At 70.6% G+C, this 25,055-nt stretch carries 26 protein-coding genes; 12 read left to right on the forward strand and 14 right to left on the reverse strand.

The window, feature by feature from the left end:
- Nucleotides 1-116: 116 nt before the first annotated feature.
- The gene (locus AC16DP_RS19665) at nucleotides 117-3,716 is read left to right on the forward strand and encodes a DUF2135 domain-containing protein (RefSeq protein WP_329727416.1); all 3,600 of its coding nucleotides are present in this window, start codon (nucleotides 117-119) and stop codon (nucleotides 3,714-3,716) included.
- 18 nt (nucleotides 3,717-3,734) lie between these two features.
- Here the strand turns inward: AC16DP_RS19665 and AC16DP_RS19670 are convergent, their stop codons facing one another.
- Nucleotides 3,735-4,307: a DUF2378 family protein gene (locus tag AC16DP_RS19670; RefSeq protein WP_329727415.1), complete on the reverse strand. Its 573-nt coding sequence runs from the start codon at nucleotides 4,305-4,307 to the stop codon at nucleotides 3,735-3,737.
- 47 nt (nucleotides 4,308-4,354) lie between these two features.
- Complete coding sequence (locus tag AC16DP_RS19675) at nucleotides 4,355-4,690, reverse strand: tellurite resistance TerB family protein (protein WP_329727414.1); 336 nt, start codon at nucleotides 4,688-4,690, stop codon at nucleotides 4,355-4,357.
- Between the two features lie 585 nt (nucleotides 4,691-5,275).
- On the opposite strand from AC16DP_RS19675, the gene AC16DP_RS19680 reads away from it, so the two are divergent.
- The 4 genes from AC16DP_RS19680 to AC16DP_RS19695 all read left to right on the forward strand — a co-directional run bounded on the left by AC16DP_RS19680 (nucleotide 5,276) and on the right by AC16DP_RS19695 (nucleotide 9,177).
- Nucleotides 5,276-7,375, forward strand: coding sequence for a PilZ domain-containing protein (locus AC16DP_RS19680; RefSeq protein ID WP_329727413.1), 2,100 nt, complete (start codon nucleotides 5,276-5,278; stop codon nucleotides 7,373-7,375).
- A gap of 45 nt (nucleotides 7,376-7,420) precedes the next feature.
- Nucleotides 7,421-8,170, forward strand: coding sequence for a hypothetical protein (locus tag AC16DP_RS19685; RefSeq protein WP_329727412.1), 750 nt, complete (start codon nucleotides 7,421-7,423; stop codon nucleotides 8,168-8,170).
- Between the two features lie 64 nt (nucleotides 8,171-8,234).
- The gene (locus AC16DP_RS19690; protein WP_329727411.1) at nucleotides 8,235-8,546 is read left to right on the forward strand and encodes a hypothetical protein; all 312 of its coding nucleotides are present in this window, start codon (nucleotides 8,235-8,237) and stop codon (nucleotides 8,544-8,546) included.
- A 43-nt stretch (nucleotides 8,547-8,589) separates the two neighbouring features.
- Nucleotides 8,590-9,177, forward strand: coding sequence for a DUF3841 domain-containing protein (locus AC16DP_RS19695; protein WP_329727410.1), 588 nt, complete (start codon nucleotides 8,590-8,592; stop codon nucleotides 9,175-9,177).
- A 9-nt stretch (nucleotides 9,178-9,186) separates the two neighbouring features.
- Here AC16DP_RS19695 and traC read toward each other — a convergent pair whose 3' ends face one another.
- Nucleotides 9,187-11,004, reverse strand: coding sequence for an outer membrane exchange accessory lipoprotein TraC (traC, locus tag AC16DP_RS19700; protein WP_329727409.1), 1,818 nt, complete (start codon nucleotides 11,002-11,004; stop codon nucleotides 9,187-9,189).
- A gap of 238 nt (nucleotides 11,005-11,242) precedes the next feature.
- Here traC and AC16DP_RS19705 point away from each other — a divergent pair, with 238 nt between their 5' ends.
- From AC16DP_RS19705 to AC16DP_RS19720, 4 genes are all read left to right on the forward strand, one after another.
- Complete coding sequence (locus tag AC16DP_RS19705; protein ID WP_329727408.1) at nucleotides 11,243-11,485, forward strand: hypothetical protein; 243 nt, start codon at nucleotides 11,243-11,245, stop codon at nucleotides 11,483-11,485.
- A gap of 217 nt (nucleotides 11,486-11,702) precedes the next feature.
- Nucleotides 11,703-12,659 (forward strand): DUF4202 family protein, encoded by a 957-nt coding sequence (locus AC16DP_RS19710; protein WP_329727407.1) that lies wholly within the window; start codon nucleotides 11,703-11,705, stop codon nucleotides 12,657-12,659.
- Nucleotides 12,660-12,967: 308 nt separating this feature from the next.
- Complete coding sequence (locus AC16DP_RS19715; protein WP_329727406.1) at nucleotides 12,968-13,822, forward strand: PIG-L deacetylase family protein; 855 nt, start codon at nucleotides 12,968-12,970, stop codon at nucleotides 13,820-13,822.
- Entirely contained in the window at nucleotides 13,813-14,394 is a 582-nt protein-coding gene (locus tag AC16DP_RS19720) for a GNAT family N-acetyltransferase (protein WP_329727405.1), read from the forward strand. Before AC16DP_RS19715 ends, AC16DP_RS19720 begins: the two co-directional genes overlap by 10 nt.
- A gap of 82 nt (nucleotides 14,395-14,476) precedes the next feature.
- Here the strand turns inward: AC16DP_RS19720 and AC16DP_RS19725 are convergent, their stop codons facing one another.
- A complete protein-coding gene (locus AC16DP_RS19725; protein WP_329727404.1) occupies nucleotides 14,477-15,592 on the reverse strand; it encodes a UTP--glucose-1-phosphate uridylyltransferase in 1,116 nt (371 codons plus the stop codon).
- 213 nt (nucleotides 15,593-15,805) lie between these two features.
- Here AC16DP_RS19725 and AC16DP_RS19730 point away from each other — a divergent pair, with 213 nt between their 5' ends.
- Nucleotides 15,806-16,816, forward strand: a complete 1,011-nt coding sequence (locus tag AC16DP_RS19730) for an SDR family oxidoreductase (protein WP_329727403.1) — start codon at nucleotides 15,806-15,808, stop codon at nucleotides 16,814-16,816.
- Between the two features lie 46 nt (nucleotides 16,817-16,862).
- Nucleotides 16,863-17,126, forward strand: coding sequence for a DUF2188 domain-containing protein (locus AC16DP_RS19735; protein ID WP_329727402.1), 264 nt, complete (start codon nucleotides 16,863-16,865; stop codon nucleotides 17,124-17,126).
- A 30-nt stretch (nucleotides 17,127-17,156) separates the two neighbouring features.
- Here AC16DP_RS19735 and AC16DP_RS19740 read toward each other — a convergent pair whose 3' ends face one another.
- The 5 genes from AC16DP_RS19740 to AC16DP_RS19760 form a co-directional block, all read right to left on the reverse strand.
- Nucleotides 17,157-18,062: a JmjC domain-containing protein gene (locus AC16DP_RS19740; protein WP_329727401.1), complete on the reverse strand. Its 906-nt coding sequence runs from the start codon at nucleotides 18,060-18,062 to the stop codon at nucleotides 17,157-17,159.
- A gap of 84 nt (nucleotides 18,063-18,146) precedes the next feature.
- Nucleotides 18,147-18,794: a cyanophycinase gene (locus AC16DP_RS19745; RefSeq protein ID WP_329727400.1), complete on the reverse strand. Its 648-nt coding sequence runs from the start codon at nucleotides 18,792-18,794 to the stop codon at nucleotides 18,147-18,149.
- 188 nt (nucleotides 18,795-18,982) lie between these two features.
- Nucleotides 18,983-19,381, reverse strand: coding sequence for a hypothetical protein (locus AC16DP_RS19750; RefSeq protein WP_329727399.1), 399 nt, complete (start codon nucleotides 19,379-19,381; stop codon nucleotides 18,983-18,985).
- 121 nt (nucleotides 19,382-19,502) lie between these two features.
- Complete coding sequence (locus AC16DP_RS19755) at nucleotides 19,503-19,658, reverse strand: hypothetical protein (protein ID WP_329727398.1); 156 nt, start codon at nucleotides 19,656-19,658, stop codon at nucleotides 19,503-19,505.
- 6 nt (nucleotides 19,659-19,664) lie between these two features.
- On the reverse strand, nucleotides 19,665-20,042 hold the full coding sequence (locus tag AC16DP_RS19760) for a hypothetical protein (RefSeq protein WP_329727397.1): 378 nt from the start codon (nucleotides 20,040-20,042) through the stop codon (nucleotides 19,665-19,667).
- Nucleotides 20,043-20,146: 104 nt separating this feature from the next.
- On the opposite strand from AC16DP_RS19760, the gene AC16DP_RS19765 reads away from it, so the two are divergent.
- Nucleotides 20,147-20,992, forward strand: coding sequence for an FRG domain-containing protein (locus AC16DP_RS19765; protein ID WP_414640692.1), 846 nt, complete (start codon nucleotides 20,147-20,149; stop codon nucleotides 20,990-20,992).
- Here AC16DP_RS19765 and AC16DP_RS19770 read toward each other — a convergent pair.
- From AC16DP_RS19770 to AC16DP_RS19790, 5 genes are all read right to left on the reverse strand, one after another.
- Entirely contained in the window at nucleotides 20,986-21,162 is a 177-nt protein-coding gene (locus AC16DP_RS19770; protein ID WP_329727396.1) for a hypothetical protein, read from the reverse strand. The genes AC16DP_RS19765 and AC16DP_RS19770 overlap by 7 nt on opposite strands.
- A gap of 120 nt (nucleotides 21,163-21,282) precedes the next feature.
- The gene (locus AC16DP_RS19775) at nucleotides 21,283-21,918 is read right to left on the reverse strand and encodes an alpha/beta hydrolase (RefSeq protein ID WP_329727395.1); all 636 of its coding nucleotides are present in this window, start codon (nucleotides 21,916-21,918) and stop codon (nucleotides 21,283-21,285) included.
- Nucleotides 21,919-22,090: 172 nt separating this feature from the next.
- Entirely contained in the window at nucleotides 22,091-23,281 is a 1,191-nt protein-coding gene (locus AC16DP_RS19780; protein ID WP_329727394.1) for an FG-GAP repeat domain-containing protein, read from the reverse strand.
- Between the two features lie 104 nt (nucleotides 23,282-23,385).
- Nucleotides 23,386-24,189: a Hint domain-containing protein gene (locus tag AC16DP_RS19785; protein WP_329727393.1), complete on the reverse strand. Its 804-nt coding sequence runs from the start codon at nucleotides 24,187-24,189 to the stop codon at nucleotides 23,386-23,388.
- Between the two features lie 88 nt (nucleotides 24,190-24,277).
- Nucleotides 24,278-25,048: a hypothetical protein gene (locus AC16DP_RS19790; RefSeq protein WP_329727392.1), complete on the reverse strand. Its 771-nt coding sequence runs from the start codon at nucleotides 25,046-25,048 to the stop codon at nucleotides 24,278-24,280.
- Nucleotides 25,049-25,055: the final 7 nt, after the last annotated feature.

Raw genomic sequence — 25,055 nt, forward strand, 5'->3', positions numbered from 1 at the left:
TATTGGTAATCCGCCGAAACGCAGATTCTTTTCAAATCCACTGAAAGCGTGCCGGACTGGAATCCAGTGGGTGAGGACCTCGGAGTCCAAGCCCCTCGTGGGCTAGCCTCTGGCCCATGTCCTTCCCGCGTGCCCTGCTCACCGGATTCCTCCTCGCGGCCCTGGCCCTGCCGGGCTGCAAGCGCTCCTCGCCTGACGAAGCGAAGCTGCCAGTGCCCGAGGCGCCCAGGGCGGACCCGGGCCCCTTCGCGCGCGCCGGGCTCACCGCGCCCACCACCGTGCCGGGCGAGCGCGACACGGGGACGGTGGACCTCCCGGCGCTGCGCGACGCCGTCGCCGACCCACAGGCCGTCACCGAGGAGGAGCTCTTCCGGCTCGTGGGTGAGGCGAACGGGCGCGGAGCTCCGCCCGCCGGAGGGCCGGGCACCGGAGCGCCACAACCGAGCCGCCGAAACCTCCAGACCTTCGGGGAAGCGGAGGTGGACGAGTCCCTGGGCTCCGAGCAGATGGAGGGCGGGTTGGCCCAGGCTCCCGCGGCGGCTGCCCCGCCCCCGCCTCCGCCTCCCGCCCCCATGCCCGTGGCCGAGCCCGCGCCCGCCATGGACGAAGCCGAGCGCGAATACGAGGAGCGCCCGCGCGTGCTGGAGCAGAAGCGGCGGGAGATCATCCAGATCATCAAGGGGGGCTCGTCGGAATACGCCTCCGGAGGAGGCCGGGGCGGTGGAGCCGACGCCCGGAAGCCCGAGGAGAAGTCCAAGCCCGACGAGCCGCCCCGTCCGGTGCTGCCGAAGGTGGAGACCGCGCAGCGCGTGGCCAAGGTGCTGGTGCAGGACGACGAGGGCCGCTACCAGCCGCTGGTGACGCGCGAGGTGCGCGTGGTGACGTACATCCAGGGAGCCCGCGCGCGCACGGTGGTGGACTACCTCTTCGAGAACAACACCGGCCGCGCGCTGGAAGGCACCTTCTACTACCCGCTGCCGGGTGGAGCGACGGTGGCGGGCTTCGCGCTGTACTCGGGGGCGGTGGCGGTGGACTCGCCCTCGCTCTTCCAGTCCACGGAGCTGCTGCCGCCGTTGGGAGACTCGGGCAGGGCGGAGACGCTGGTGGCGGCCGCCCCGCCGAGCCCGCCGGGAGCGAAGCGCTCGTGGGGCGAGCCGCAGGAGGCCCGCGTCGTCGAGCAGAAGCGCGCCCGCGAGGTGTACGAGGACGTGGTGCGCCGCAACGTGGACCCGGCGCTGCTGGAGTGGGCGGGCGCCTCCAACTTCAGCGCGCGTGTCTTCCCCCTGCCGCCGAAGTCCCTCAAGCGCGTGGTCATCGCCTATGAGCAGACGCTCCTCTTCGACGGCCAGCGCCTGCGCTACACGTGGCCGGTGCCACCGGGCGCGGGCAAGGGACTGAAGGTCTCGGCGCGCGTGCACGTGGACCCGAAGCACGCGGGCGAGGTGGTGGTGGGCCCCCAGACGGGCAAGCCGCTCACGCTCGGCACGTGGCAGGCGTGGGACTGGCCCAAGCTGCAAGGGGACGGCACGCTGGACGTGGCGCTCACGCCGCGGAGCCAGGACGCGGACGTGCTGGTGGGCAAGGACCCCGCGGGATTGCCCGGACAGGCCTTCTTCACGCGGGTGCGGCTGCCGGAGCGGCTCACCGTGAGCAGCGAGGAGGCGGCCACCGGGCGGGCGGTGCTGGTGGTGGACACCTCGCTGTCGGCGGAGGACGGCAACGCCTGGGCGCTGCAGGGCGCCATGCTGCGCGCGCTGCTGGAGAAGGACCCGAGCCTCACCGAGTACGCGGTGCTCCTCTTCGACGTACGCCCGCGCTGGCTGCACGGCGCCGGCTTCCGGCGCAACACCCCCGAGGCCCGCCAGCAGACGTTCGCCGAGCTGGAGCACGTCTTCCTCGAGGGCGCCTCCAACGTGGCGGGCATGCTCTCCGAGCTGGACCGGGCCGGCCGCGACTGGCTGAAGCCCGCAACGGGTGGCGGGCGGGTGACGGCCTTCCTGCTCTCGGACGGCAACGTCACCTGGGGACAGAGCAACGTGGAGGAGCTCATCTCCCGCCACCCGGCCGCGGAGTCGCTGCGCTGGGTGAGCTACCGCTTCGGCGAGGCGTCGGTGAACACGGACCTCTTCGACGCGCTGGCGCGCTCGGGCGGAGGCCGGGTGGTGAACGTGCTCTCCGGCGCCGAGGTGGACGCGGCGGCACGCGCGCACCGGGCGGCCTCGGTGGTGCTCGCCCGGGTGGGGGTGAAGGGCGCGCCGGTGAAGGACCTGGTGGTGTCCGGCCGGCCGCACCTCGTCTACGCCGGGCAGGAGCTGCGGGTGGCGGGCCGGCTGGTGGGTGAGGGACCGGCGCAACTCGAGGTGGTGACGCAGGCCGCGGGCGAGGAGCGCACGCTGTCGGTGCCGCTGCCGCGCGACGAGGACAGCGCCTTCGCCCCGCGCGCGTGGGCCGAGCTCTTCGTGTCCCGGCTGGTGGCGCTGGATGACGTGAAGCTGGACCGGATGGTGGTGGCGCTCAGCCAGCACTACCGGCTGGCCAACGCGCGGGCCTCCATGCTGGTGCTGGAGTCCGAGGGGGACTCCGTGCGCTACGCGGTGCGCGACGAGCAGTTGGACCTCACGGACCTGGACGCGCTGCGGCGGCAGCAGGAGGACCAGCGCCGGGACGAGCTGCTGGGGCTGTCGTTGGACGGAGTGCCAGCGGAGGGCCGCGAGGTGCTGCGCGTCCTGAAGGAGAAGCAGGCGGAGCTGGGCTCTCGGGTGAAGGCGCAGCCGCTGCGGGACGAGCCCTACGCGGGAGGCGAGGAGCGGCTGCAGGCGGAGCTGACGTACCGGCGGGCGAGGCGGGAGAACAAGGACGACGTGCTGGTGTACGAGGCGGTGGCGCGCAAGCGGGCCTTCTCGGGCGACACGTGGGGCGCGGTGCGCGCGCTCTCGTCACCGGTGGAGCTGCGTCCCAAGGACGCCGAGGCGCTGCGGCTGGTGGGCTACGGGCTGCTGGCGCTCGGCCAGTTCCCGGCCGCCACGGAGCTCTTCGAGCACGTGCGGCTCAACCGTCCCTTCGAGCCCCAGTCCTACCTGGAGGAGGCCCTGGCCCTGGACGCCGCGGGCCGGCCCGCCGAGGCGGCGCGCAACTGGGAGATCGTCCTGGCCCGTGCCTGGAAGCGCCACGACGAGCAGACGAAGACGGTGGCGGCGTACCACTACGGCCGGATGCTGGCGGCGCTGGCCCGTCATCCCCGGCTCGCCGGACAGGCGGCGGCGCTGGAGGCCCGGCGGCGCGAGCTGAACAGGCTCCAGGAGATGGCCCCCCTCGACTACCAGCTCACCACGCACTGGAACTCGGACGGGACGGACATCGACCTGTGGGTGATGGAGCCCAACGGCGAGAAGTGCTTCTACAGCCACAAGCAGACGACCCTGGGCGGCAAGCTCTTCTGGGACATCACCGACGGCCTGGGGCCCGAGCTGTACCACGCGCGCAAGGCGGCGCCGGGCACGTACTTCGTGCTGGTGCACTACTTCGGCAACAACTCGCAGCGGTACGTGGTGCCCACCGCCCTGCTGCTGGTGACGGACCGGGACGTCTTCTCCAAGGACGATGCCTACCAGCGGCGCTTCCAGGTGCGCATCCTGCCCAGGCAGAACGCCCAGCTGCTGCTGCGGCGCGAGCAACTGGTGGCCGCTCCCGCTCCGGTGGCGAAGTCCGGGGAGTGAGGCCCCCTCCGGCCCCCGTCACCAGGAGCAGTGCAGCTGGAAGTTCATCCCCGGCTCCAGGCACGGGCCCAGGGTGACGGTGATCTGCACGCCCGGGATGTTCTGGGCGATCACCCCATAGGCCCCCAGCAGGAACGAGGGCCCCATCAGCTCGCGCTTCCAGATGAGCCGGGCGTCGGTGGGCCCCTCGCGCTCGTACTTGCGCTCCCCATACGTGACGAGCACCCGGGCCGCCGCCTGCGACATGGCCAGCCGCTCGTGCGGCTCGTTCCCCACCGCCAGGTGAGCGGCCCTGCTGAAAGGTGTGCCCTGGGTGATGCGTGTCACCCAGCCGCCAATCTCCTCCAGCGCCTGCGGGTAGGACAGAATCCCCTGCTTGTCGGCGAGGTCCGCGGCGGTGTTCATCATCCGCAGCAGCTCCGACACGGGGTAGCGCTGGAAGCTCGCCCACGGCCGGAGCGGCCACGTGGCGTCCCGCACCGAATCCGCCACGTCCCGCCCCAACATCTCCCGGATGGCCAGGTAGGCATTCTCGCAGAACAACCCGGAGACCAGATCTTCCGGGGTCGCCTGCTGGATGCGCTGGGCCATCGCCTCTCGTGTATCCGCGTCCATCGACTCTCTCGGGGCGGGGGTGCTCAGCGCCCGGGGCTCAGGATGAGCCGCAACTCCTCGAGCATCTCCTGCTCGGAGGCCTGGAGCTTGCCATCACTCGCGATGAGCGCGCGAGCCGCCTCGAAGACCTCGTCCGGACGCTCGCGCAGCAGGCCCAGGTCGGGCGCCGGCAGCGTCACGCCCCCCTCCAACGCCTTCTTGAGGGCGGCCACCTCGGACTCGGGCACCCCCCAGCTGCGCGCCGCGCCGAGGAGGGTCCCCACCTCCTGCACGTCTATCCGCTCATCGCTCCAAGCCAGTTGGAGCATCAACTTGAGCACTTCGAGGTTGAAGTGGTCCTCGGGGGTGGGTTTCGCCATGGGAAGCGAAGACTCGCCGTTCCCGCCGCGAACGTCCATGGGGTGCGGGCCCCGGGCTCCTGAAAGCGCGAGAGCCCCCACTTCCCGGCGGACCGAGGCACCGCCGCTCCGTCCTCCGGCACACACCCGGCGGCGGCGGCGAGCCCCGCGCTGCCCACCCGCGGACACCCCACGCGCGGCCGTGTCCTCGCATTCCCTCCATTCCCAGCAATCCCTTGCACCTTTCCGGCATGGACTCACACCACCGGGGGACGGCTCCGCCCGGGCTGCAGAGCCGCCAGCCCGGCAAAAGCCTGACAACGCTCCGCGCGCACCCTGCAAGTCATTGTTTGCCCGGTTCCACGCGGGAGCCGTTTTCCCTGAGATACAGCGGGGTTCCAGGGTCTCGACCCGGAGGGACGGACTTTTCCAGCCCCGCGGACCCGGGCCTCGGGCATGAGCAAAGAATGGCACTGTCCGCCTTGACGAAAGGGTGGCCCGGGCGTTCTCTTTTCATGCAAGGGATTACCCTCGTCGTGGAAGAGCACGACCCCGGCGAGGTGGCGCCAGCCAACGCCAGCCCGGCAAAGGAGTGAGGAGTCGCACATGCGCGGAGACGTGGAGACATCGGCCGGACCGGGCCTCGCCGCCGGTACCTACTCGGGGTACTCGCTGCACGCCGAGGGGCCGGAGAAGGGCATCAACCTCATCCTGTCCCAGCCCGGCATCAGCAGCAGCCGGGTGACACGCCTGAGTCCCACCGTGGTGTGGGCCCTCCCGGAGCCGGGCGCCGAGCTGCCCCCGCGAGACCGTCTGCTGCAGCTGCTGCTGGACGACAACGGCCGCACCATCGGCCCGCTGCGGGGCGAGCTCTTCTGGAGCGACCCGCGCCGGTACGACGCGCCCATCGGCATCCAGCTGGTGGGGGTGACGCGGGAGCAGGGCCGGCAGATCCTCTCGCTGCTGGACGCGGCGGCGCGCGAGGGACGGGCGCTGCCCGCCGTGTCGCCGCAGCCCATCGAGGAGGCCTTCGTCGAGCCCGAGCGCATCCGCTCCATCCTCAAGACGGTGTGCGTCATGAAGCACCAGGGCCTGCTGCGGCAGCTGGGCCGGACGCTGCGCGTGTCGCTGGAGTACTTCGACGTGGCGTCCTCGCAGCTGCACTGGCGGCTGGAGGAGCCGGAGGCGAACTGGGGCACGGCGCCCTATGACATCGAGGTGGTGGGCCACAACACGGCCTACCGCCTGCGCGTGCCGGCGCTGGAGACGCGGGGCAACCGGATGGTGACGCCCCTGCCGCGGCGGCTGTGGAAGGTGCGCCACCGCTCGCACCGGCGCGTGCCGGCCCCCGAGGGGATGACGGCCTGGTTCCACCACCCGCTGTGGGGCGAGCTGGGCGCGCTGGAGCGTGAGGTGGTGGACCTGTCCTTCAACGGCCTGTGCCTGCGGGGCACGCCCGAGGACCTCGTCTTCCCGGGGCTGCTGCTGCAGCCCATCGAGGTGCGCAGCGCGAGCGGCGAGCCCATCCTCCTGCGGGGCGAGGTCCGCTACGTGGGCGGCAAGCAGCCGGACGGACAGCGGCTGTTCGGCCTCCAGGTGATTCCGCGCACGCCGGTGGACGAGGCGCGCTGGGTGCAGCTCGTCTCCCAGGCGCTCTGCCCCGCCACGCGCGGCGCGGAGGGGTTGCTGGAGCCGCTGTGGGAGCTCTTCGTGGACTCGGGCTACTTCAACCTGGCCGGCAAGACGACGGAGCACTTCCAGGAGCTGCGCGCCAGCTTCCTGGAGACGGGCCGCCAGGCCGCGCACCTGCCGCGGCTCTTCTGCCAGACGGTGTGGCCGTCCGAGCGCGGGGTGGAGGCCACGCTGTCCTCGGTGCGGCCCTACCGTCACACCTGGCTGGTGCACCAGCTGGCCAAGCGCCCCGGCAAGCCCGCCGCGGACGTGCCGCCCGGACAGATTCTGCGCGACATCCACGTGCGCACGCTGGAGCACGCGCAGAGTGACCCCGACTTCCGGTGGCTCATCGCCTACACCGAGTCCACCGTGCCCCTCATGGAGCGCGTGCACCACACCTACGCGCGGGAGCACGAGGCCAGCGGCGAGGCCCTGGTCATGCCCGTGCGCCTGATGCACGTGAGCTGCGACGAGCCCAGCGGGCTGACGGGCCACGGCTTCGAGCTCGGCCCGGCGCGCTTCGAGGAGAAGACGCGGCTGGTGGAGCAGATCGCCCGCACGCGCCCGGCGAGCTACGTGGACGCGCTGGACCTGTCGCGCGAGCGGCTGGACCTCCGGGCCCCGATGGAGACGTGGCACGAGGCCGGGCTGGAGCGCGAGCGCCAGGTGCTGGTGGCGCGCCGCGAGGGCGTGGCGGTGGCCGCCCTCCTGCTCGAGCTGGGGCAGCCGGGGACGAACCTCTTCCGCCTGCTGGACGCGGCGCGCCTGTTCCCGCTCACGCCCGAGGGCCCGGAGGCCTACGTGGCGCTGCTGGACGCGGCCCGCGAGTGGTACGCGCGGCGGGGCCGCAACGCCTTCGTCTTCGTGCGCGAGGACGAGGACGACAGCTACGCCGCCACCGCCCGGCTGCACGACGAGCCCGGCGCCAGGCCCTGCCTGTGGCTGCTGTCCGCCCGGCTGCTGCCCGATTTCCTGGAGTACGTGAGCGAGGCGACCGTGGGCCGCCTGACGCCCGGGACTCCATCCGTTTGAAGTGCCGTTGCCGTACCGCAGAAAGAGCCGTCAGGAGTCGTCGCCATGAGTCTGGTCAAAGAGTTGTATGAGCCCTACGTCCTGCCCGCGCGTGCCCGCATCTCGACGGATCCGGTGATGCGCAGGCTGGTGGACCCCGCCATCGAGCCGGCGGTGCTGGAGCGTTTCTTCATCCAGTACCACTCGTTCGGCGTGTACATGACCGAGCCGGTGGAGGCGTGGATCCGCCGGGCGGGCCAGCGCTGCCTGGTGCTCGGGCTGGACTCGATTGGCAAGGGGCTGCTCAAGCACTCCAAGCAGGAATCCGGCCACCACCAGCTGATGACCGACGACGTACGGATGCTGGTGCGCCGGTGGAACATCCGCCGCCGGGCCATGCTGCACACGGAGCGGCTGCTGGCGCAGCACCCCACGGACGCGATGCGGGCCTACCGGCAGCTGCACGAGTCGACCATCGCGGGAGAGCTGCCGGCGGCGCAGATCGCCATCGAGTTCGAGATCGACAACCTGTCGCTGGTGCTGGGGCCGCACCTGCTGTCCAACGTGGCGCGGGTGCTGGGCCGGGACACGCTGGAGGGGCTCAGCTTCCTCAAGGAGCACGTGCAGCTGGACGTGGGCAGCGCCAACGCGAGGCTGATGGAGGAGCTGCTGCAGCTGATGCCGGAGAACGCCCGGACGCTGGCGGAGGTCGGCTCCGAGGCGCTCGACATCTACCTGCGCTTCCTGGGGGACTGCCTGCAGTCGGCCGAGGCCGCGCTGTGGTCCCCCCAGTCCGAGGAGGCCATGGCCTGCTGAAGTCCGGAAGGTCTTCCCGAGGAGTGCCTTCCTGCCGTAAGCAGGGTGCTCCTCGGGAGGAAAGATGATGGCACCTGGCCCGCAGTCGAAGCTGAAGCGCTCCGCATCTTCAACCGCAGCATGGGTTCTGCTCGGAGCGCTGCTGGGCTCCGTGACGGGTTTCGCCGCGGGTGGGGGGCTGAGCTACCCCGGAGACTGCAAGAGTTCGACGCTTCAGCGAGCGGCCAGCAAGAATGGCTGTTCGACCCATTCCGGCTCGAACCACCTCACCGTCAAGAAGGACGGCAAGGTCATCACCCAGATCCCCCACACCGTCAAACCCAACGGGACCTGCCGGGAGATCATCAAGGTCCTCAACACTCAGTGCGGTGGATAGGTCCTCGCGCCCGGGCACGGCCCGCCTGAAGATGGAAGACTCCGTGCGCCTCTGGACCCTCCGCACGGCTCCCGAGCGCACACTGCTGGAACGGCAGGGCGTGCTGCGCACGGATGGCCGGCGGATTCCCCTCTACCGCAGGAACGCCTACGCCTGGATGGGCGAACAACTGGCGAGGCGGGTGGGACCGCCGCCTCCAGGTTGCCGCTATCCGCTCTGGGCCTGGGTTCAATACGGAGGAGAGGACCGTCCCCAGCCAGACCTCCGCGCCAGGGGCCACTGTCCTCCCGGGACCCGCGCCGTGCGCATCGAGGCCGTGCTTCCCAGGCAGAGCATCCTCCTGTCGGACTTCCAGAAGTGGCATGCGGTCCTCAACCGCACCTACCTCGCGCAATCCGAGTCGGATGCACGGGCCTTCGAGGAGTCCCTCCAGCGCGTGGGCGTCACGGACGCCTGGCCCTACCCCGAACCCTTCGCCTCGCGTGTCATCCAGAGCTGGGAACGGGTGTTCGAGCTGTCTGAGGGTGACGAGGCCCATTGGGGCCCTGTCCGCGAGAGACAGCTCCAGGCCGTGTTCTGGGAGCTCCACGCCGAGCAGGTGCGGCGGCTCACTCCCTTCGTCGCACGGTGAGGGCGCGCCTCAGCGCCCGAAGATGGACTCGGGGCGGGTGAGGCCGCGCGCCTGGGCCAGTGCCTGGAGGATGTCCTGGGGCGGCTGGTCCGCGGTGAGCAGCAGCGCGCGCACCGCCGTCTCCACCACGTCCTCGGCGCTGGGACGCACCATGCCCCGGCGCGCATCCTCCACCCGGCGCTGGCGGTAGACGTCGAAGTGCTCCATCACCCGCCGCGCGATGGACTCCATCGCCTTGTCCCCCGCCTCCACCCGCAGCTCCGCCTCGGTGCGCAGCTGCACCGGGTCCGCCAGCACGCCCACCTTGTCGTAGGCCTTGTTGGCCGAGTCCTCGTGCATCGCCGAGTAGTCCGCGCTGCGCGGAGAGGCCGCCACCGCGTCCTTGGACAGCGCCACCAGCCGCTCGGTGACGCTCGCGGTGATGGCCAGCCGGTGCAGCTCCACGTCGTACGGGTAGTCGGCGTAGACGGGCTCGTCCACCGTGAGGGGCTCGCGGTAGTAGGCGTCCCGGCCTCGCTGCACCTCGCGCCGCTGCGTCTCCGCCGTCTCCTGCGCCGCCTCCAGCCGGCGCTCCAGCTCCTGCGCCGCCGAGGCCCGCTGCGACAGCGCCGTCTCCTCCGCCTCGCACTGGGGGTTGCAGCGCGAGGCACTGCACTCCTTGGGCACCTCGCCGGGCTTGGACTGGCCAAAGGCGCGCACGCACTCGGCCAGCGCCGTGCTGCACGCCTGGCGCTCGCGCGAGCGGCAGCGGGTGGCCACCTCGCGCGCCTGGGACAGCTCGTCCTGCTTGCGCAGGTAGTCGCGCAGCACGCCCGACAGCTTGCGCTCCACGTCCTCCAGCTTGCGCTCCTGCTCCAGCAGTGACGCCTCCGTCTGCAGCCGGCGCGGGTTGGGCACCGCCTTGTTCGTCACCAGGTAGCGCTGCAGCTTCTGCGCCTGCTCCACCGACTTCACCGGCATCACCCGCTCCACCGACAGCCCCAGGCGCACGCCCTCGTGGTCCTTCGGCGCCTCGGTGGTGATGACGCGGATGGGCACCTCCTGCGGCAGCAGCGCCGACAGCCGCCCGGGCGACAGCCGCTGCGCCACGTCCGGCGCCTCCGCCTTGTCCTCCGCCGGCCCCGTCACCACCAGGAAGGCCACCTCGTCCTGAAGCTTGCGGCGCACCGCCTCGGCGCGCTCCAGCGCGGGCGTGGCCCCCGTCTGCTCCTGGTTCGCGCGCACGTACGCCAGCAGCGCGTTGCCCAGCTTGCCCTCCTCCTCCAGCCGCTGCGCCGTGCCGAACCACCGCCGCGCCAGCGCCGTCTGCACCGCGCTCACGCCCTTGCGCGCCGCCACGTGCCCCGCGTCCACCGCCAGCACCGCCTCGAACTCGGCCCGGGCCTCCGGCAGCCTGTCCTCCTTCAGCGCCTTCTGCGCCACCTCCACCCGGGCATCCAGCGTCTGCGCCAGCAACGCGCGCGCATCCGCGTTCTCTCCGTCCAGTTGCAGCGCGCGCACCAGCAGGGTCGTGGTCCCCGCCAGGTCCCCCTCGGTGTGCTTCACCCGGGCGCCCTGGAGGATCTCCCCGCTCCACTGCTGGCGCAGCTTGAGCAGCTTCGCCTTCGCCTCCGCGTCGTTGGGCTCCTCCTCCAGGGCGCGCAGGTAGGCCGCCTCCGCCTCGGCCCACTTCTGCTGGGCGGAGAAGGTGTCGCCTTCCTTGAGGGCTCGGGCGAAGGGTGAACAGCCCGCCGCGGCGAGAAGGGTGACGGCGGTGAGGGCAATCAATCCCAGCCGGCGGGCCAGGGGGGAGGAGCGGGGGGCGAACGAGGAACGCACGGGGCGCATTGTCGGGGAAAGCACCCCCCGGATGAAGCGCCGAGTGAAGGAGCACCAACCAGGAGAGCGGGCCCCCGGAAACGGTTGCGTGACGGGCTCGCCGCTGAGCGCCCGCCCGCTCGCCTGTTGTGCGGACGAGATGCCCCGCCGCGCCGCCCTTCTCCGCTCGGGAATGACGCGACGCACCAGTGGGTATGAAGAGTCCCGAGGGGGGCCCACGAATTCTTAGAGAGGGAGTTGAAGCGACATGGCCTGCTCGCCACCCAAGCCCAATCCCACCGAGCTCCGCCTGCCCATGTGGGCGGACCACCATCGCGTCGAGGACTACCGCAACGTCCACTGCCGCTCCTACGCGATGTGCATCGACGCGGCCGTGCGCGCGGACTGGGAGGGCTTCACCTGTCAGAAGTGCCCCCTGTTCCACAATGACGCCGCGCCGCGCGCGGAGCAGTACGCCTTCGATCAGCCGGCCGACAACGGCCGCCCGTAGTCCACCGGACTCCACTCGGAGTCCAGCCGTCTCCCGGGTGGACACCCTCCGGTTGTGCGCCAGCGCACGGGCCTCCCGTGGGCACCGTGCACTGGCACACGTGGGGCCCGTTCCCCAGTGCATTGGCCCACGCGCCCATACACGGGGCCCTGGCCTTTCCAGTGCGGCGGCAGCAGTTTGACGCGTCCTCACGTGCGGGCCACCCGCGGGAGACGCGATGATCCGACAGCTGCTGCTGTCCGAAACCGACTTCCGGGCCGACGACGCGACGCCCTCGCACTCCGGTGCCTTCGTCCTGCTGGCCGAGGAGTTTCCCACCGTCACCGTGTGGCCCGTCACCCTGGACGGCCACGAGAACGTGCTGAAGCTGGACGCTCAGCAGTGGCGCGCCCCGGGGTTCGACCCCTTCGACTGGGACGAGCGCGTCTTCACCGCCGACGCCGCCGGGTGCCTGGCGGGCCATGACCTGGCCCTGCACATCACCGGCTCGCCCCGCGAGGCGCTCGCCGCCACCGCCCTGGAAGTGCTCACCCGCTACCAGGGCCTCATCGGCCGCCGCAACGCCGCCTCCGCCGGGCCCCTCTTCGACGCCATCCTCGCGCGCCACCTGGCCCTCCATGACTTGAGCAAGCCGCTCGTCGTGGCGGACTACCGGCACGCGCTGGACACCTGGCAGTGGGTGCTGCGGCTCGCGCCCCACGCGGACCTGGCCCTCCAGACGGCGGCCCTCTTCCACGACGTGGAGCGCCTGCTGTCCGAGGCCGATGCGCGCGTGGAGCACCACGCCTCGGACTACCAGGCCTTCAAGGACGCCCATGCCGCCCGCGGCGCGGACGTGGCGTGCGCGCTGCTCTCCGACGTGGGCATGGACAAGCCCACCATCGAGCGCGTGCGCTGGCTCATCGGCCGCCACGAGCGTCCCGAGGGCGACATGAGCCTCACGCTCCTCAACGACGCGGACGCCCTGTCCTTCTTCTCGCTCAACGCCTCGGGCTTCGCCCGCTACTTCCCGCTCGAGCACACCCGCCGCAAGGTGGCCTACACGCTCGGACGGCTGCGCCCCAATCAGCGCTGGCGCCTGGCCCGCGTGCGGCTCGCGCCCCAGGTGCGCCGCCTCCTCGAGGAGGCCGTCGGGGCCGTCACCCTGCCGTCCACGCTGCAGGAGTCGGCATGAAGCTGGTCATCTTCGGCCTCACGGTCAGCTCGTACCGTGAGCAATCTCCCCTCTCCCCTCGGGAGAGGAACGGGGTGAGGGTGCCGGACCCAACCGGGTTGCATCCCCCACCCGTGCTCACGGATTGGAAGAACGGTGACGGACACCCTCACCCTGACCCTCTCCCGGAGGGAGAGGGGACAGTGGGCGAGGGTTGAAGCAAGGTGGTTGAAGCAAGGTGGTTGAAGCAAGGTGGGGCGGGGCGGGGCGGGACGGGGCGGGACGGATGGGAGGCGGCGTGGAGAGAGCACCAGGAAGGAGGCCCTTGAATGCGGCCTCCTGATGAATCGACGTCGTTGGACAGGTATCTGGGCGGAGACGGGCGCACCGTGGGAGACATCCTCGCGCCCCTGCTGCTACCGCCCCAGGCGTTGCGAGGCACCGTCCTCTTCGTGGCCGCACACCCGAATGACGAGGTGCTGGACGCCTCGTGGCTGCTGCGCCGCAGTCCCGGCTGCCACGTCGTCCACGTCACCGACGGCGCGCCCAGGGACCCCTCTCTACGCGCTCCGGGTGCGCCGCCCGTTCGCGAGGCCTACGCGCGCATCCGCGAGGAGGAGTCCTTCGCGGCCCTGACGCTCGCCGGCGTCCCCCGGGACAACCTCTTCTCGCTCGGCGCCGTGGACCAGGAGGCCGCGCTGGACCTCTCCACGCTCACCGGGTGCCTGGTGGCGCTGCTCAAGGCGCTCCGCCCGGCGCTCCTCGTCACGCATCCCTACGAGGGCCGGCATCCGGACAACGACTCCACCGCGTTCATCTCGCATGCGGCCGTGGCACTGCTGGCCCGCGCGGGGCGCACGCCTCCGGCATTGCTGGAGATGGCGCCCGGGTTCCTCCCCGCTCCGGATGGCCGTGCCGTGACGACGGTGGCCTTCACCGAGGCGGAGTGCACCGCCAAGCGGCGGATGCTCGCGTGCTGCGCCTCGCAGGCCCCCACCCTGGAGTCCTTCCCGGTGGGCCGCGAGCACTACCGGGCCGCGCCCCGCTACGACTTCACCCGTCCCCCCCACGAAGGAGTGCTCCCGTACGAAGCCTCCGGCTGGAGGATGACAGGCGCCCGCTGGAGCGAGCTCGCCCGCGCGGCCCTCGAGACGCTGAGACTTCCGGAGGCACCATGGCACTGAGCACGGACACCCCGACGCCCCGCCTCCGGACAGCGCGGGCTCCCACTCCCCTCGAGGTGGAGGAAGTGGTCTCCCTCCGGGGCCTCGAGCAGCTCCAGGGCGAGTGGCGCTGGCTGTGGACGCGCTGTCCCACGGCCACCACCTTCCAGCGGCCCGAGTGGCTGCTGCCCTGGCTCCGGAGCTCCGGCGCGTCCTTCTCGCCCCGGCCGCCCTGGGTCATCACCCTGCGCAGCGAGGGCCGGCTGGTGGGGCTCGCGCCGCTCGCCATCCGAGAGGAGAACGGCATGCGCGTGGTGCGGCTGCTCGGCGAGGGCGGCGCGGACCACCTCGACGTGCTGATGGATCCCGTGCTGGCGCCGCACGGGGTGCGGCTGCTGTTCGACTGGCTCGCCCTCAACGGCGAGCACTGGGACACGTGCGTCTTCGAGCAGCTGTGCGAGAGCTCGCCCCTGCTGCACACGCCCGCGCCCGAGGGCTGGGGCGATCGCACCGAGACGCGGGAGCCCTGTCCCCGGACGGGCCTCCACCGCTACCGGCGCCTCCTCTGGCACGGCCCCGAGCACACGATGTGAGGCCAGGGCCGAAACGGGGGCGCGGGGGCAGCAGCCGACGTGCCCCTCCCCCGCCCATCCACCCGTGCTCGGCCTCACCTTCTCAGCCGCCCAGCAGGCGCGGCTTCAACCGCCCCGCCACGCGCGGCAGATCGTCCGGCGCCTTCACCGGCTCGAACCGGCTGGTCGCCGGGTCCACGCGCTCCACCTCGATGAAGGCCACCGGCACCAGCGGCTGGCCGTCCGGGCGCGTGAGGCTGCTCGCCTCCGCCGTCACCTGCTCGAGCTGGATCACCGGCGTGTCGTCCACCTTCTTGGAGACCGCCCGGTAGGGAATCGGCACGTCCTGGCCAATCATCGCCTCCAGCGTGAAGGTGATGTTGTTGGTGGAGATGTACCCATGCTGCGTCGGGTCCACCTTCTCCACCAGCTGGAGCATCCCCTTGAGGCGCACCGGCGCCGCGCCCGCGTCCAGCGCGCCGCTCGGGTTCTTGCGCGGCGTCACCTCCACCGTCATGGCCTTGCCCTGCTTGAGGTGCAGACCGATGACGATGGGATCCAACGTCGCCCCGAGGTTGTCCACGTTGGAGAAGTACACGTGGCGCACGCCGCGCCGGCGCAGCTCGTCACCCACGCCGCTCTCGCGCAGCGCCCGGAACACGTCACCGTGTCCGGACGGAGCGAAGGACAGCTTGCCCTCCGCGTCCCGGAACAGCTCGCCCGAGGACGTGAGCCGCGGCAGCATCCGCTGGCGGAACAGGAACACGTTCTCCTGCAGCCGGTGGTCCGCCAGGTACTCGGCGATCTCGTCGTGCGTGAGGTAGGACGTCATCAGCGCCATGGACACCGGACGGCCGTAGCGCCTCCCCAGCTGACGCGCCTCCTCCAGCTTGAAGTCGAGGAAGGACTTCCCGCCCACCACCTGCACGAGCCCCTTCACCCCACCGCCGAAACGCGTGCCCGCGCCCCCGGCCACCACGAGGCCCGCCACCTGGCCCTTGCGGAATGCCTCCTCGCCCCGCGCCTTGCAGTCCTCGTACTCGGGAGTGCCCGGGCGCGGCAGCGGCTGGATGTCCCCTTCCTGGAGCGGCTGGAGGGCCCCCGCCAGCGGCGGGGCTTCGATGAGCTCACCGCGCTTGTACCGGGCGAGCAGCTCGCGAAAGCTCGCGGCGTCGAAACCGTCACGCGCGAACTGGGGATTGTCGAGGTCCGTATCCATCGGTTGGCCTGTCACGGGTGCAAAGGTTCTGCGCACCTCGCGGTACGCAATGTCCGCCATGGACGCCCCAGGTCTCTCACGAACCCAGTCAGGGGGGAAGAGGTCTGTCTGGTCGGCTGCCAGACATTCAACGGGCTCGGCACACGAAGGGCCCCGCCGTCACGGCCACTGCTGCGCTGCATGATCGGTACCTAGCCTCCACCAGGAGGCGGCATGCCCAGGAGGATCCAGGGGTCCGTGGTGGTCATCACCGGCGCGTCCAGTGGCATCGGCTGCGCCACGGCGCTCGCGTTCGCCCGGCACGGCGCGAAGGTGGTGCTCGCGGGCCGGCAGGAGCAGACACTCGACGAGGTGGCCTCGCAATGCGCCGAGGTGGGCGGCGAGGTCCTGGTGGTCCCCACGGACGTGACGGACGAGGCGTCGGTGAAGGAGCTGGCGCGCCGGGCGGTGGAGCGGTTCGGCCGCCTGGACGTCTGGGTGAACAACGCGGCCGTCACCGGCTTCGGCTTCTTCGAGGACACCCCCCCGGACGTCTTCCGCCGCATCATCGACACCAACTTCTTCGGCTACGTGCATGGAGCGCGGGCCGCGCTGCCCCTCTTCCGCGAGCAGGGCAGCGGAGTGCTCATCAACAACGCCTCCATGGTGGCCCGGATGTCGGAGCCCTACGTGAGCGCCTACGTCGCCTCCAAGCACGCCATCCGGGGCCTGTCGCAGAGCCTGCGGCAGGAGCTGGAGGTGAAGAAGGAGCGGGACATCCACGTGTGCGTGGTGATGCCCGCCACCATCGACACGCCCTTCTTCCAGCACGCCGCCAACTTCAGCGGCCGCGCCGCCAAGGCCATGCCCCCGGTGTACCCCGCCGAGCGCGTGGCCCGGGCCATCGTGGGCATGGCGCGGCGGCCCCGGCGCGAGATGTTCGTGGGCAACTCCGCCCGCCAGTTCCACCTGCTGTCCCTCGTGGCCCCGGGCCTCGCCGAGCGCCTCATGGCCCGCATGGTGGATCGCCAGCACCTGTATCAGGATGTTCCAGCCTCCCCGGCGCCGGGCACTCTCTTCCAGCCCCCGAGGCATGGCGCGGAGAGCAGCGGCGGCTGGATGCCCCATGGCCTCACGCGGCTTCAACGCTCCGCGTTACGAACCACCCTCACCGTGGTACCCGCCGCCCTGGGCCTCCTGTGGCTGCGGAACCGCCTGCTCACTCGAATGCTTTCCGCAAGCTGACCCCGGGGACAATGCGTCGTCCGCCGCTGGATGACAGTTTGACCTCATGAGCCTGGCGATTCGGAAAGAGAGCGAGCGACGCGAGGTGGGAACCGCCAACGGCCGGCGGTGGGTGATCGTGGCCGCGGACGGACGGGGTTGGTACGTCCGGCTCGAGGGCAGCCGCGGCCTCGACCGGTTCCCCAATGTGACGCAGGCCATCCACCGGGGCCGCAGGCTGGCGCATCAACACAAGCCCTCGGGCCTCGTCGTCCGGTACACGGACGGTGAGGAAGAGGAGTCCCACTACGAGCCCGCGGTGAGTCCGTAGCGCGGTCCTCTGGAGCAGGTGGGCTCCGGCTCACTTCTCCGAGTCGCGCGAGGACCCTTCGCGCAGCACCGACGAGCGCAGGCCCGCCGTGGCGGCGGCGGCCATGAAGCGCAGCACGAAGCGCGGGTCGTCCAGCATCCGCTTCACCTCCCCGCCGAGCTCCTGGAAGAGGGAGCGGTAGGCCTCCATCTTCTCCGGGTCCGACAGGGGCGAGGCGTGCCCCAGCATCGGCAGCCGCTTCTGCCACGCGGGCGAGCGCAGCAGGTGCGTGCGGACGTAGTCCAGCACGTCGATGCCCGTGGGCGGCATGAGCCCCACCGAGATGGAGATGGCCTCCTGGTCCGGCGCCGTCACCTCGTGCCAGAAGCCACCAGGAATGTAGAGCCAGTCCCCCGCTTCCAGCCGGCACTCCTGGATGGGCGTGCGCTCGCGCGAGGGGTTCATCTCGTCCTCGAGCGTCTCGTGCAGGGGCGTGGGGTTGAGCGTGTTCTGGCGCAGCAGGTAGCGCTTGGCGCCGGACGTCTGGAAGATGAAGACCTCCTCCGGGTCGCAGTGCCAGCCGAAGCTGCCGTGGCCCGCGGGCGTGCAATAGACCTGGAGGTTGACGGTGCCCTGCAATTCAGCGGAGAGGGTGCGCCCCAGCTCCGCCAGGCCGGCGTCGTACCGGTCCGGGTTGCGCAGGGCCAGCGAGTACCCTTCCTTGAAGAGCGCACGGGCCTCGGCGGCCGTCTTCGGCCGGGCACCGGGCCACAGCTTGCCGTCGCGCACCAGCAGCAGGTCGCACGAGGTCGTCTCGACGAGGCGATCGACGGTGGCCCAGGTCGCCAGCTCCCGCAGGTGGGCCGCGGTGGAGGGCTTCGCGAGAGGCTGTTTCTGGTAGTGCTCCTGGAGGAAGGTGGAGCGGGGAAGGTCTCCCAGGAGTGTATCGATGAGCATGGAGTGAGCGGACACGAGGGGGCGGAGGATGCCCCTGTTCCCAGGAACAATCCAGGAGCCCCGAGCATGCCGCCCGCCCGCGCGTCAGTGGACCTGGGCGCCCGCCGCTTCCGCGTGGGACGGAGCCTTCCGGCGGTGCTCGGCGCGCTCCAGCCGCTCCTCCATCTTCTTGGCGAACTGGTGCGACGGCTGGCGGGTCCGCAGGTCGTAGGTGTCGCCCTGGCTCAGCACGTGGAGCCGGACGTTGAAGAGCGAGAGCGCCCGGCTCGTCTCCTCCTGCGCCACGTTGGTGTAGGTCGCGTCCTCGGCGTCGGCGACGTAGACGGCTCCCGCGCCGACGACGGTGAAGCGCTCCTCGCGCTCGACGATGACGGCCGTGTCCTCGTCGATGCCCAGGCCGATGAAGCGCGGATTCTGGGCCACCGCGCCCAGCAGCCGGCCGATGCGCCCGCGCTCGGCGAAGTGCTGGTCCACGATGACGTCCCGGATGAAGCCGAGCCCCGGCGCCATCTGCAGCGACTCGCCAATCCTGTGGCTCTCCCGGCTGGTGCCGGTCACGAGCATCGTCTCGGACATGGCCGCCGCACCCGCCGAGGTGCCCGCCACCGTCCCGCCCTTGCGGTAGAACTCCTCGACCGCCGCGCACAACCGCGTGCCCGCGAAGCGCGTGGTGATTTTCAGCTGCCCACCACCGGTGAAGAAGAAGGCATCCGCCCCCTCCAGCAGGTGCAAAGGAATTCAGGGTCAGGGTGATTCAAGAGTTTTTGGCGACATGGCCAGATGACTGTTTTTAGAGGTATCCCCGCCCCTCGGGACCGGCACCTGTCCCTGGGACCAGGAATCCTCGACGGAGCGATGCGTGGGTTGTCATCCAAGCGACGTGGCCACGGACCCTGGCCCGGATTCATTCCTGGCAGTGCTCAGACGTGCACGCGGCGTCTCTGGCCCATGCCGCCAGCGATTGGACGCTCGGCTGCCTTGTAGTTGGTGGTCAACCAGACCAGGAAGAGGCCAATGGCCGACACGAGGAAGAAGTTGCGCGCCGAGACGACTCGCGAGAAGCCGAACATGTAGGGCGCCAGGAGGAGGAAGAACGAGACGACGAGCTCGATGGAGCCGTGCACGGTGAAGGGGATGATCTTCGCCACGCCGAGTGGATAGGCCGTCAGCAGGCTCATGCCCAGCTGCGCCACGGCCAGCACGTAACAGAACACCGCGGGCAACCCCGAGAAGTCGAACAGCGTGGGCGCCAGCGCGAGCAGGGCCACGATGAGATAGTCGCCGTAGCCGTGAATCCTGGGGGAGAGAGGGGGTTTCATTGCGGAGCCTCCGGAAGTGGACACTGCCTGTCACGCAGCGTGGGCACGCCCGGCGCCAATGCCATCCCACCACGGTAGGGCCTGGCGGTGGATGCTCATGCAGCGGGGAAGCAGCCCCGCCTCACGCGGGGGGAGGCGCCACGGAGCCCGCCGGCCGCGTCTTCACGGTGCGCAAGCTCAACGAGTAGCGCAGGGTCTTCACGTCCACCCACACCCGCTCCTCCTCCTCGGAGAGGAAGCCGGGCAGGAATCGGAGTCCTTCCGGGGTCTCGCTCATGTCACCTCAGTGGCGCGTGCCGCCGCCGCTGCCCATGCCCGCGTCACGGCCCGTCGAGCCCATGCCGCCGCCATGCGTGCCGCTGGTGCCCGTGCCACTGGTTCCCGTGCCGGTCGTGCCGCCGGTGGTGCCACCCGTCGCGCCGGTGCCCGAGCCCGAGCCGGTGCCGCCCATGGTCCCGCTACTGGAGCCACCCGCTCCCGAGCCGCCCATGTCGGAACCACCGCTCATTCCCGACGAGCCTCCGCTACCTCCCTGCATGCCCGCGCCACCCGAGCCGCCCGTCCCTTCCTGCCCACCACCTCCGCTGTTGCCCCTGCAGCCCACGCCCAAGAGCAGCGCCGCCGACAACGTCCCGATGACCACGGCCTTGATGTTCCTCATGTGACCTTCCTCCCCGTTTCACACGGTTCAGCGAAGGCTAGGGACGCATCACGCACCGCGGCATCGGTCCTGAAGACAATCTCCCACCTGGCGTATGGGCGCACGTGCCAGGGAGCCCCGGGCTGCCCATCTTCCCGCCCGTGTTCGAACATCGGGTGAAGAACTGGGTGGAGCTGCAGGACGCGCTCTTCGCGGGCTCGTGGAACGAGAGCCTCCAGCGCTTCCGTCCCACGCTCGCCTTCCGCGGCATGCCCGACTCGCGCCATGACCTGGCGACCAGCCTCAACCGTCGGGGGGGCAACTACTCGCGGCAGGAGCACGTCATGCTGCGCGCCTTCCGCAAATACGCGCGCGGCACCTCCAATCCCTGCGAGTCGCTCTGGGACTGGCTGTCGCTCGCCCAGCACCACGGCCTGCCCACCCGCCTGCTCGACTGGACCTTCAGCCCCTACGTGGCGCTCCATTTCCTCTCCGAGGATCCAGACCTGTACGGCGTGGACGGCGTGGTGTGGAGCGTGGACTACCGGGAGACGAACCGGCTGCTGCCCCGTCCCCTCAAGGCCCAGCTCCAGGAGGAGGGCGCGGACGTCTTCAGCGCGGAGATGCTCGCCTCGGTGGCGGGAGACCTCGCCACCTTCGACCGGCTCACCCGCCACCCCTTCGTGCTCTTCTTCGAGCCGCCCTCGCTCGACGAGCGCATCGTCAACCAGTTCGCCCTCTTCTCGGTGATGAACGATGCGTCGGCGCGCCTGGACACGTTCCTCGAGAAGCAGAAGCGCGGCGTGCGCCGGCTCATCGTCCCCGCGCACCTCAAGCAGGAGGTGCGGGACAAGCTCGACCAGGCCAACATCACCGAGCGTGTGCTCTTCCCCGGCCTGGACGGCCTGTCCCGCTGGTTGCGCCGCTACTACAACCCGCGTCCTCCCGGCGCCCCGGACAAGCCTCAGTAGCCGTGGGCTTCCCGGTCCGACGGCGGACGCTGCCCCTCGGTGGGGCGCCCCTCCCGCTCCACGCGCTTGTCTCCCACCCTGCTGATGCCGCCCAGGATGAGGGTGAGCGCGATGGCCACGAAGAAGACGAGCATGGCGAAGATGAAGAACCCCAGTGCGAAGGCACCCATGTGAAATCTCCTTTCCGCTCAAGCTAGGGCCGCCCCTGGAGCGTGGGGGGCAGAGCCTCGGGTGAGGCCCCGCCCGTCCGCCCGCCCTCCATGCCGCCCCCCGCTTAGGGAGAGGAGCACTCAGGCTCGCAGTTCCTGGAGGAGCCAGTCGCGCACCCTCCTGAAGACGCGCTCGGCGGCCTCGTCCAGGACGTGGCCCGCTCCCGGGATGAGCTCCAGCTCCTTCCGTCCCCTCGCCCGCTCGTGGATGCTCTGCGAGCAGCTCGGGGGCAGCACCGCGTCCGACAGGCCGTGCACCAGCAGCAGCGAGCGCGGCACCAGTTGGGACACCGCCTCCGTCCCATAGCTCTGCGGCGCCAGCCCCACCACCGTCGTCACCCAGGGAGACTGGGCCCCGGCGTCGATCATCACCGCCCCGCCGAACGAGTGCCCCACCAGCGCCACCCGCTCCAATCCCCGGCCCACCAGGAACTCCACCCCGGCGAGCACGTCGTGCACCGACTCCGTCAGGTCCGTCGAGTGGCGGTACTTCAACCGCAGCGTGGACATGTGCTGGCGCAGCAGCTCCTCGGCCAGCCGGGGGTACAGACCGAGCGCGGGCGTGTCGAAGCCTCCCCCGGCTCCACCCGCGAGCAGCGCTCCTCCCTTCGCGCCCAGGGACTCGTAGAGCAACGTGTCCACCGGGCCCTGCCTCGTCCGCAGGGTGTACGCCCTCGGCTCCAGCGCCCCATCCCGCGGCGTCTCGATCTCCGACACGCTCCGCGCCTCCTCTCGTACCGCCTGCCCCTTGCCCTCAGGGTGGGCATGCACAGTCGGTGGGGAAGGCTCGGGGCATCGGGCGGGAGGGCTGACGGTCGAGCCCTCCCCCGGGCCGCGCCCGGAGAAGCCCCGGGAGAGGTGCGTCTGGCCGCGTGACTTCACCCGCCGGTCAGGGGACGCCGCAGGCCCCCACGTTGAAGAGCAACTCGAGCGTGGTGTCGCCGGCAGTCCAGGCCACATCCATGAGCCCGTTCATGTCCAGGTCGCTGGCGGCCAGGGCCGTGGGCCAGCTCCCCGAATAGAGGAACAGGGGAGAGGACGCGAAGGAGCCTCCCTGCAGCCCCCTCTGGAGCAGCACATGACCGTCCACGCTGGAGACGAGCAGGTCCTTCAACCCATCCCCGTCGATATCCTCGTGCAGCAACGCATGGGGCGAAGGCTGGGGAAACCGCTGTTCGGGCCCGAAGGTCCCGTCCGCGCTCCGGAGGGAGAGGGAGACGAAACCGGGGTCGGTCAGGCCATGCACCACCCACATGTCCTCCCGGCCGTCTCCGTTGGCATCGGACATGAGAATCTGCCAGGGGTCCTCCGGCAGGGGGATTGCCGCCGAGGGCAGGAGCGTCCCGTTGCCCTGGCCGAGCCACACCGCCACCTGCCGGTTGAGGAGGGCGACCAGCACATCCGGCCGGCCGTCCTGGTTGAGATCCGAGACCTGCAGGTCCATGGGCGCGTCCGGGGTGGCGTAGGGGACCGCCGCACCGAAGGTGCCGTCACCGTGCCCGAGCAGCAGGGTGATGTTGAAGTACCCGGCGGAGCCCCCATTCTTGGTGACGACGTCCAGGTGCCCATCCCGGTTGAAGTCCGCGAGCGCGAGCCGCTGCGAGTGATTGCCGAGCGGGTAGCTCTTGGGAGCGCGGAAGGAGCCCCCTCCGCTGCCCAGCAGGACCGTCAGCGCATTGGCGAAGTGCCCCACCACCAGCACGTCCTGATGGCCGTCCGCGTTGACATCCTCCACGGCGAGGTCACTGGGAGTGGAGCCCACGGGGTAGCTCCGGAGGAAGGAGAACCCTCCGGCGGACTCTCCCCGCAGGATGACGAGCAGCCCCTTGTCCTTGAGCAGCAGCAGCAGCTCCTCACGCCCATCCCCCGTGACATCCCGGGCCCGGAGCGCCCTGGGGCCCAGGGACCCCTGCAGGCCCGTCAACTGCCGCAGGTCGTAGAAGGCCCGGTGGCAGCGCGTCAGCTCGGACGAGGCAGGTTGAGCCGCCGGCCGCGCGTCAACAGGGGGCGGCTGGAGACAAGCCCATAGCGCCAGGCTGGCCAGCAAGACCGTCCCGGCTCGCACCGCGTTCACCTTCATGGTTTCTCCTGGCAGCTGTCTCGTCATGGCACTCATGGTGGGGAATCCCAGCGGAAAGAGGCCGGCGGCGGAGACCGCCGGCCAGGTACGCGGGGAGTCAGGCGCTACCGCGCGCCCGCCTCCAGCTCGTCGCGCAGCGACAGCCGGTACGCCTCGTCGCCCCACTGGTTCTGGAAGCGGATGGAGCCCGACAGCAGCCCCTCGGCGTCGAAGATGTTCTCCATCTTCTCCTGGCTGAAGGGCAGCACGTTCCACACCTTGCCCTTGAACAGGAACGTGCTCACCTCCACCAGCGCCACTTCCTTGCCATCCCCGCCCAGCAGCGTGTCACCCACCTTCAGGTCCACCGCCTTGACCACCTCACCGGTGCCGCGCACCATCGGGTGGGTGCTCGTCACCTCCAGCCGGCGCCCATCGGCCGTCTTCAGGACGTAGATGGACTCCTCGGTGTCACCCGCCACGTAGAACTTGATGGCCTGCTCCCCGTAGCTCAGCAGGCTCTGCGAGGAGGCGGGGGTGAGCGCGGTGACGTTCGCCACCTTCTGCTCGGCGGCCTCCTGCACACCGATGTACCTGCCCTCGAAGGACAGCCGCTGCTCCGGCGTGTAGCAGCCGGTGTAGCAGTAACCCAGCTTCTGCAGCCCGGTGATGCACGCATACGAATCCCGGACAGGCGCCTTGTAGATACCTCCACTGGCATCCAGGAAGGTGATGTACAGACGGTCCGTGTTCAAGAACGACTCCATGGACGTGCTGATGTAGCCGCACTTGCGCGCCCAGGCGTTGCGTCCGATGGCGTCCACATCGACGGTGAGCCAGTCATTGGTGATCGCGCAGCGCGAAGTCACATCCTGGGCGGAGGCGAGGGCGGGAATCAGGGCGGCCAGGAAGAGGGTCAGCTTTCTCACGAATGTTTCTCCTTTGCTTCTTGTGTCTGTGAATCGAGCCCGGAAGTCCGGGCCCAGGGGTTGAGGACGGAGTCGATGGGCGGTGCGCTCAGAGGAGGCTGCTGGTCATCCGGGCCGCCTCGGGCGGAGGGACGCCCTTGTCCAGCAGGGCGCCGACAATGGCTGGCATCAGCGTCTGCTTCAGGCTCGCGGGCTGGAGCTGGGAGAAGACCTTGAATCCCAGCTCCCGGTCCACGCGGGTGAGGCTGACCAGCGCATCGTATTTGTCACCCAGCCGGGCGCGGCGGATATGGGGAGGCAGGTCCGCCTCGAGCGGCGCTCGAGCCAGCTCGGCGAGCGCATGAAGGGCCTGGCGGTCCTCTCCGGCGAGCCCCTCGAGCATGTCCACCATGCCCATGCGCTCGATGATGGGCTGACGGTTCTCGAGGTAGCTGACGTCCGGGGGAAGCTCCTCCAGTCCGCGGGTGCTCAGCAGCTCGGCCTTGAGGGCCTGGATGCGGCCCGGCCCACCGCGCACGAAGTCCCGCAGGAACTCCCGCTCCTTGAAGAAGACGTTGTTACGGCCCGCCTTGAACTCCATCGCCTTGCCCCGGATGAGCTTGGACAGGACGGCCGCGTCCTCCAGCTCCTCCACGGGCGCCGGCGGCTGGGGGCTCGGGGGTGGAGGCGCCTGGAGGCGGGCGGGAGTTGGCGCGGCGGCGTTCCGCGCGGGCGCGGGGCTGGGATGCCTGGGATTGGGCCAGGGGGGGACCTGGGGCACTGGAGAAACCGGGTCCTGCTCTTGCGGCCACAGCAGGCCCGCCGAGAGCCCCAACCCCAGTACGAGCAACAGCATCCAACGCAACGATCGTGGCTTCATGAAGGCC

This window comes from Archangium sp., from assembly GCF_057119385.1.